Genomic DNA, 8153 nt, shown 5'->3' on the forward strand with positions numbered 1-8153 from the left:
TTGAAGATACCCACTTAACCCATCTTGATCGGGTCAGTAAATTAGTCGCAGTGAACGCCTTAGCATTTTGTTGGGCTTATCATGTCGGTATTTATAAAGACAAAGATAAGCCGTTAAAGCGCAAGTTAAAGTCAAACGCTCGACCTCAAGCCAGTTTGTTTGCGCTTGGCCTGGATGTGTTGATTGAGGGCCTTCACTTGGTGTTCTTTAACAATGATAAGACTGTATTTCGACAGTTAGTTAGCTTTTTAACCCCTAAACCTATGAAAATCGGGTGGGGATGATTTTTTTGTCGTGTGCAGAGAACATTTTTATATTTAATACACTATAGTGAGGACTTGAATCTTTGGCTGTAAGTCAGCGTTATTTATAGCAGGTCCGTGTAGTTAAATATTGTGCTCATAGATATGCTCCAATTAGTATTAGCATATGTTTACTGGATTCAGCCAAACCTTTATATATACTTAGAATATCATTCGAGTTTTGAAAGGATACAAAATCGTGAAAGGTAATAATCAATACGTTTATGAAAAGTCTACAAGTAAGCTCATTATGGGTATGTTTGCTTTGGGCAGCTTAATCGCCATGAGCGGTTGTAATAGCAGTCTTATTAATAGCCAGCCGATGCAGGTAGTGAATAATAAACCTATAGCAAGCAAGACTGAGAACGCTTCGCCCCCAAAGACTGATAAGGATTATGTCGCTGCTGACGACTCTGCTGCGACAGCAGATGGTATCTCTCAAGTGGTTAGTGCCAATAACCAGTTTGCTATTGAGCTATATCAGCAAATAAATAAGCAGCCAAAACAATTAGATAAAAATGTCTTTTTCTCACCCTATAGCTTGTCTACTGCAATGGCAATGCTCTATATCGCAGCAGAAGGGGAAACGAAGCAACAAATTCAAAAGACCTTTCATTATCCGCCACTAGCTATCCTCAATCCTAATAGCGCTGCACTATACAATCAATTCAATAAACCCAATCCAAATTATGATTTAAGCACGGTTAATAACTTATGGATGCGTCAAGACTTGAGTCCCAGTCAGACTTACTTAGATACAGTACAACGCTACTATGGTGGTCAAGTGACTAACCTTGATTTTAAGAACAGTCCAGAATCTTCACGTCAGATTATTAATAAAACCATTGCCAAGCATACCAAGCAGATGATTCCTGAGCTGCTTGCAAAAGGGAGTATCGAGTCATCTACAGCCACTGTACTAACCAACGCCGTGTATTTTAAAAGCGAATGGGCAAAGCCGTTTGGGGTACAAGGGGGTACTCGACCCTTTCATAACTTAGACGGAACCATGTCTTCACAAGAAATGATGTATAAAACAGCTTATTTTGATTATATGGAAAATGAGCACATACAAATGGTAGAGCTTCCTTATAAAAGCAATGATCTATCGATGCTAATCATCCTACCCAAGTCAAAAGAGCCTGCTGCTATTCAAAAGCTGGTGGCCGACTTGAATAGTAATCAAGTCAGTCAGTGGACTAAACAACTTGAAAACCAAGAGATTTTTTTGGTGATGCCTAAGTTTAAGTTACAAGAAAGCTATTCGATGAAGCCGATACTGGCCAATATGGGAATGCCCATCGCTTTTGATAGTCGTGCTAACTACAGCTTGTTCAATGACAAGCTACCGTTAAAAGTAGATTCTGTTATCCATAAAGCGGTGGTTGAAGTTGACGAAAAAGGCACGGTTGCCGCAGCAGCAACGGGGATTGGTGTACAACTTGTTATGGCGACTCATAAAGCCGAAATTACAGCCGACCATCCCTTTATGTTTATGATTAAAGACAATAAAACCGATGCTATATTGTTCTTAGGGCAGGTAAATAAACTTTAGTAGGAAACAGCTCAATAAGGGTATGCCTATTGTGAACCAATCAGGCGCTCTAACTGGTTCGGTTCCCTAGTGAGGACTTGATCCTTTGTCTGTGTGCTATATGCACTAGTAAATCAAGATATTAAAATTATGAGAATGTACTCCGTTGTGTACATGCAGTGACTTTTTATAGGTATATTGAGTTATTTTTGATTTAGCATAACCCCCGTTATGCGGATAATAGCCAGATATTTTTATTGACTGGTGCTATGTATGTTATAATTACGAGAAATATTACTCCTTTAATCTAAATAAGTCGTTTACTACAAAGATGAATATTCCGCCTTAACTGTTTGACCCCCTCCTAAGTAAATAATTGCTCCCTATAGCAATTTCTGTCATAGAGCGTTTTACGCTTTTTCCTGTGCACACGCACTGCTTTAATGTTTGTATCTATAATCGATTTATCTATTGAGTCATTATAAACAAGCTATTAAAAGCAATTTATGACAATAACTCGCTAAATATGATGTTTCACATTTTCACATTCCTTGATTGGTAGGCATTATGCCTAGCTGAGAGTGTGTCAGACCTTTTATTTTAGATACCTCTTATCTTAGATATCGCGATTATTGACAGACTAAAGCAGTTCATAAAAACTGAGTTAAACATGTTAACTACTATTAAAGAACATTGGTTATCCAATGTTAGAGGCGATGTCCTAGCTGGTATGGTTGTCGCTCTAGCCCTTATCCCTGAAGCCATTGCTTTTTCGATCATTGCCGGTGTTGATCCCCAAGTTGGATTGTACGCCTCATTTTGTATTGCCGTAGTGATTGCTTTCGTTGGCGGACGTCCGGCGATGATTTCAGCCGCAACCGGCGCGATGGCATTACTCATGGTCACGCTGGTGAGAGAGCATGGTTTGCAGTATTTGCTAGCAGCCAGTGTCTTGACAGGGGTGATACAGATTATCTTTGGCTTTTTGAAGCTGGGTAATTTGATGAAGTACGTTTCGCAATCTGTCATCCTTGGCTTTATCAATGCCTTGGCTATTTTGATTTTTATGTCACAGATTCCGGAGCTTATGCCGCAAGCAGGCTCAAATCTAGTCCACGTCTATGGTCTGGTGGCGCTGGGCTTAATCATTATCTATGGTTATCCGTACATTCCCAAAATCGGTAAGATGATTCCTTCACCGCTGGTCAGTATTGTATTGGTGACAGCGATCGCTATTTTCTTAGGTGCAGAAGCACGTACCATCAACGATATGGGACAACTGCCGGATACCTTGCCGATATTTTTGCTACCTGATATTCCTCTGAATCTAGACACCTTGCTGATTATTTTGCCGTATTCCATCAGTCTCGCTATCGTTGGTTTGCTTGAGTCTATGATGACCATGGCCATTGTGGATGATTTGACTGATACCAAAGGCGATCGTACGCAAGAATGTAAAGGTCAAGGGATTGCGAACGTCGTAAGCGGTTTTTTTGGTGGTATGGCAGGCTGTGCGATGATTGGTCAGTCGATCATCAACGTCAAATCAGGCGGTTATACGCGCTTATCTACCTTGGTTGCAGGTGTGTTTTTATTACTACTAGTGGTGTTTTTAAGCGATTGGTTAAAGATCATTCCAATGGCAGCATTAGTCGCGGTAATGATTATGGTCTCAGTTGGTACGTTTAACTGGGGTTCTTTTAAGGAGCTTAAGACCAAGCCGCTGCAAAGTAACATCGTTATGATTACCACCGTTGCTGTGGTAGTTGCGACTCATAACTTAGCATATGGCGTATTAATTGGTGTGCTGTTATCAGCTTTATTCTTTGCCAGTAAAATCGAACGCTATATGAGCGTGCATACGCAATTAGATGAAGCAGAACGAACGCGCTATTACTTCGTCAATGGTCAAGTATTTTTTTCATCAGCAGAGCGTTTGATTGAGTCATTTGATGTAAAAGAATCTATATCTAAAGTAGTCATTGATGTGTCAAGAGCGCATTTCTGGGATGTGACAGCCGTTGCCGCGATTGATCGGGTGATTATTAAGTTTCGCCGTGAAGGTACTGAGGTTGAACTAATCGGTCTGAATGAAGCAAGCCAAGCGATGATAGAAAAATTCGGCGTTCATGACAAACCTGATGCCGATCAAAGCTTAGGTGCTCATTAATAACGTCTACTAACGATAGTGTCTATCAAGCCTATTAGTTTTGGTGAAGTGGACACTCCAAATTAAAATTTAAGGACAAATTATGAACACAGAACAGCATGTTTTAGCGTGTATCGATGGTTCAGCCGTAACGGAATCGGTTTGTGATTATACAGCATGGTATGCAAGCCGGTTAAATCTACCAATAGGCTTACTACACGTTAGTGACATTCCTGCTTCAAACAGACGTGATTTATCAGGCGCGATAGGTATTAATAGTCGTCAGTTTCTGTTAGAAGAACTCACGCAACTGGATGAGCAAAGAGCAAAAGTCGCTAATAGCTATAGTAATGCTTTGGTGAAAGATGCAAAAAGCCACATTCAAAGTAGCTTTAATGGCGTGGATGTGAAAATCTATCAACGTCACGGCAAACTGCTGCCAGCGATTGAGCACTTCAATAGCAAAAATCGTGTCATCGTTATGGGACGACGCGGCGAAGATCACAAAGACAGCCGAATCAATATCGGTAGTCAAATCGAAACTGTGGCGCGCGCTTCCAGCGTGCCAGTGTTGATTTGCTCAGAGAAGTTTAAAACGCCCAATTCTTATATGATAGCATTTGATGGCAGTAAAACAGCCATTAAAGCCGTTGATATGATTGCGAAAAGTCCACTGTTAAAAGGTCTGCAAGGGCATATCGTCATGATAGGTAATGATGATGCGACCTCCAAACACAGTTTAGTAATGGCTACCGAGAAATTAACAACTTCAGGCTTTACAGTAGAAGCGCATCATTTAACTGCCTCTGATGCTGTTGATGGATTATTGGCTTTTCAGCAGCAAAATGCGGTCGATATTATTGTCATTGGTGCTTATGGCCATTCTAAATTCCAACAGCTATTTGTTGGCAGTACTACGACAAAGATCATTGCTAAGACGCTGTCGCCAGTCATTTTGATTCGCTAAGATATCAAACAATCACTTTGGCAAATCATTGCACCCATGATAGGCACTAAATTCGCTTAATTAGAATCGTTACTGATCTGATTAAGTGGGTTCTATTTTTTTAATAGTATTAAGCATATATGTTTTGGGCATACCCCAAGGGAACTAGTTATTTTGCCCTTCTAACCTATTAACAGACTGCTTAAAACAGACTGTTAACATCGAACCATCTATAGCAGACTTTTGAATTATAGGGTTGGTTGCTGTGCTTTTCTTCTATCAATAGACTATACCTAAAACATAAAACTTCTAAACGATAACTTAGCTATCATTAGACTTGTTTCTAAAATTAAATGATAGTAATATCTTGCTATTATCAATGAACATTAATTATTAAGTCTAAGTAATAGAGGTCGCGTTATGACCGTTCGTATTTATGTGAGAGCCAGCACTAAGGATCAAGACGCTAAGAGAGCCTTGTCTGACTTGATTACCTTTAGCCAAAGCTATAACGTTAAACATGTTGAGTACGTTGAGCATTTCAGTGGTACAAAGCTCGATAGGCCAGTATTAGCTAAGCTATTAAAAGACGCTGATCAAGGCGATATTCTGCTGGTTGAAAGCGTGGACAGATTAAGCAGGCTATCTCAAGATGATTTTGCAATTCTAAAGCAGCGCATCAAAGACAAGGGCTTGCGATTGGTGGTGGCTGATCTACCAACTACGCATACGGTAAGTAAAGGCATGACAGGTGAGATCCTAACAGTGATTAACCATATGCTGATCGACTTATTAGCAACGATGGCAAAGCTTGATAACGACAAGCGTAGAGAGCGTATCAAGCAGGGATTGGCTAACAGTGGCTATAAGCCCTCCGGTAAGAAGCCTAATACAACGAAACACAATCGTATTAGAGAATTAGACAGTCAAGGCAATATGACAAAAGAGGAGATCGCTAAGGCGGTTGGTGTTGGGGTAGCTACGGTTTATCGGGTGTTAAAGCAGGGCTAGACGACACTATGTCGGAGGGTCTCCAAACCCGGTACGGTTCACCTAGCAAACATTCGTTATTTTTTGGCCTTAACTAAACTTTGTGCGTAATGGTATTTTCTGGCTGACTTCTACTTTGAACGCATGTTACCGCGCACTCAAGGTCATGCTGAAGAATGGTCAATCCTTCAAAAACCATGACGTCATTGGCCGCTGAACACTTTAGCTTTGACTACTAATTAATAGTGTCAAAACGATAAAAAGAGCGCCGATGCACTCTTTTTATTCCTAGTCCGACCTTACAATTCAACTTCCCCCAGCAACTTAGCTGTCGCTCCAATTTTCTGGCCTCATCCTTAGACTTTGGCAAAAGCGTCCCCTACAGTTAAAAAGAGTTCACTACGCTCACTGATAGTTTCTTTAGAGTAAGTGCATTAAAAATTCCGTCATGTCTCTGTCTTTCTACAACTTAAATTTAAGTAAGAAAATCGCGCTAATATTTAAAAAACTCTTTAACAAAAAAAATAATATAAATATTTAAATACATCAGCAAAACAAATATTATCAACATTCACATATCAATAAAGGGAATAAAAATGTCAAAAAATTATAAGCTCAGCCACTATATCTTTCCGCTCATGCTGGGCTTTTTATCAATGAATGCTATAGCGGCAATTAATGTCTATGGTCCAGGTGGACCAGCACCAGCGATGCACGAAGCAGCGAAACAATTTAAAAATAAAACAGGGATTGATGTCCATGTAACCGCGGGCCCTACTTCACAATGGAGCGACAAAGCCAAGCTTGATGCCGACGTCATCTATAGTGGTTCGGAAGCCATGATGTCTGATTTCGAAAGCTTATTTGCCGACAAAATCGTAAAGGACTCGATTGAGCCTATTTACCTACGCCCTGCTGCCATTTTAGTCAGAAAAGGCAATCCCAAACATATTCAAGGATTTAAAGATCTAAGCAGGCCAAACACTAAAGTTTTGGTCACCCATGGCGCAGGCCAAGTCGGCATGTGGGAAGATATTGCAGGTAGAACGGGCAACATTCAGCTCACAAAATCCTTCCGTAAAAATATCGCCATGTATGCACCCAATACAGGCACAGCGAAAAAAGCATGGGAAACTGACAGCAGCTATGATGCATGGTTGGTGTTTAATATTTGGGGAGTCAGTAATCCAGACATTGGGCAAATTATCCCGATCGAACCTGAACTGGTGATTTACCGTGATGCAGGTGTTGCACTAACTCAACACAGTCTAAAAAATCCTGAAGCAAAAAGTTTTATTACGTTTTTAAGCTCTGCACAAGGCCATGCGATTTTTAAACAGTTTGGTTGGAACAAATGAGTGCTTAATTTTAATCTTTGATCCACATTCAAGATCAGTTTCCAAGCTTAAAAAATCGAACTTTTAACAAGCAAATTGGACATAAAAAAGAGCGCCACGGCGCTCTTGATTGAAGAAAATATAACTACTGAACCTCGGCCAAAAGCGTTTGTGCTGCCATTTTACCCAAGGTATTCGATGCCAAAGGACTATCTCCTGTAATTAACTTACGGTCTTGAATACACTGTCTCGACATCTCTTTATTAACCACTTCCACACCCAACTTTTCTAAGCGATCTGCCAGCAACCATAGTCAACATGAAAAAAACGAAAATCTCATGCAAGCCTTTGAAGCGATCCAAGCCAAATACGGCAAATCTAAAATTGCATTGAGTGGTTGTTATTTGCCAAATCGTGCTTGGAGTATGAGCTGAGATCGTTTGACGCAGAATTATTTTAGTTGGGATGGGTTACTTCGGGTGTAGCACCGCCCAGTTCAACATCAGTAAATTCATAAAGTTAGCAACACAATCCAAGAAATAAGAAATTTATCTCTGCACACGACAAAAAAACAAAAAAGTCTGTTAAAGCAAAGGCATAATAGTAATTTTTAAGACGAATAGACCATGCCAAACTTTAACAGACTTAGTGAAACTTTAACTCAAAACCTGAGTATGAACAAGGCAAGAATCACATGTTTGAGCCTAATGATAATAGCCCTGATTACTGCTCAAAGCAGTAATCTTAAAAAAAATAGCAAGACACCTCCCTAAGGGTGGCAAGACCGACAGTCACTATCGCAGACTACAGCGATTTTTTGCCGAAGCGAGGATAGACTACGATCAACTGGCTTTAATGATATATCGACTATTTGGGCTAGGCAAAGTCACCTTAA

At 40.2% G+C, this 8153-nt stretch carries 6 protein-coding genes and 3 pseudogenes; 8 read left to right on the plus strand and 1 reads right to left on the minus strand.

All coding sequences use genetic code 11. From position 1 onward, the window contains the following. From JMX75_RS12975 to JMX75_RS12620, 7 genes and pseudogenes are all read left to right on the plus strand, one after another. Positions 1-284 (plus strand): annotated as a pseudogene (locus JMX75_RS12975) (hypothetical protein); the annotation flags it as partial. 217 nt (positions 285-501) lie between these two features. Continuing rightward, on the plus strand, positions 502-1857 hold the full coding sequence (locus tag JMX75_RS12600) for a serpin family protein (protein ID WP_201532541.1): 1356 nt from the start codon (positions 502-504) through the stop codon (positions 1855-1857). A gap of 649 nt (positions 1858-2506) precedes the next feature. Further along, positions 2507-4006, plus strand: coding sequence for a SulP family inorganic anion transporter (locus JMX75_RS12605; RefSeq protein ID WP_201532542.1), 1500 nt, complete (start codon positions 2507-2509; stop codon positions 4004-4006). An 82-nt stretch (positions 4007-4088) separates the two neighbouring features. Further along, positions 4089-4952, plus strand: a complete 864-nt coding sequence (locus JMX75_RS12610; RefSeq protein ID WP_201532543.1) for a universal stress protein — start codon at positions 4089-4091, stop codon at positions 4950-4952. A 399-nt stretch (positions 4953-5351) separates the two neighbouring features. Then, positions 5352-5942 carry a recombinase family protein gene (locus JMX75_RS12615; protein WP_058368781.1) on the plus strand — a complete coding sequence of 197 codons (591 nt, stop codon included), beginning with the start codon at positions 5352-5354 and terminating at the stop codon, positions 5940-5942. 99 nt (positions 5943-6041) lie between these two features. Beyond that, positions 6042-6160, plus strand: a pseudogene (locus JMX75_RS12980) (acyl-CoA dehydrogenase); the annotation flags it as partial. Positions 6161-6517: 357 nt separating this feature from the next. Then, positions 6518-7279, plus strand: coding sequence for a substrate-binding domain-containing protein (locus JMX75_RS12620; protein ID WP_058368377.1), 762 nt, complete (start codon positions 6518-6520; stop codon positions 7277-7279). Between the two features lie 124 nt (positions 7280-7403). On the opposite strand, the pseudogene JMX75_RS12625 reads toward JMX75_RS12620, so the two are convergent. Continuing rightward, positions 7404-7568, minus strand: a pseudogene (locus JMX75_RS12625) (protein deglycase HchA); the annotation flags it as partial. A gap of 28 nt (positions 7569-7596) precedes the next feature. Between JMX75_RS12625 and JMX75_RS13080 the strand changes: the two are divergent. Continuing rightward, positions 7597-7692, plus strand: coding sequence for a DUF4113 domain-containing protein (locus JMX75_RS13080; protein WP_145990099.1), 96 nt, complete (start codon positions 7597-7599; stop codon positions 7690-7692). The last annotated feature ends 461 nt before the right edge of the window (positions 7693-8153 follow it).

This window comes from Psychrobacter sp. LFX-11D (assembly GCF_904846475.1).
Lineage (GTDB): Bacteria > Pseudomonadota > Gammaproteobacteria > Pseudomonadales > Moraxellaceae > Psychrobacter > Psychrobacter cryohalolentis.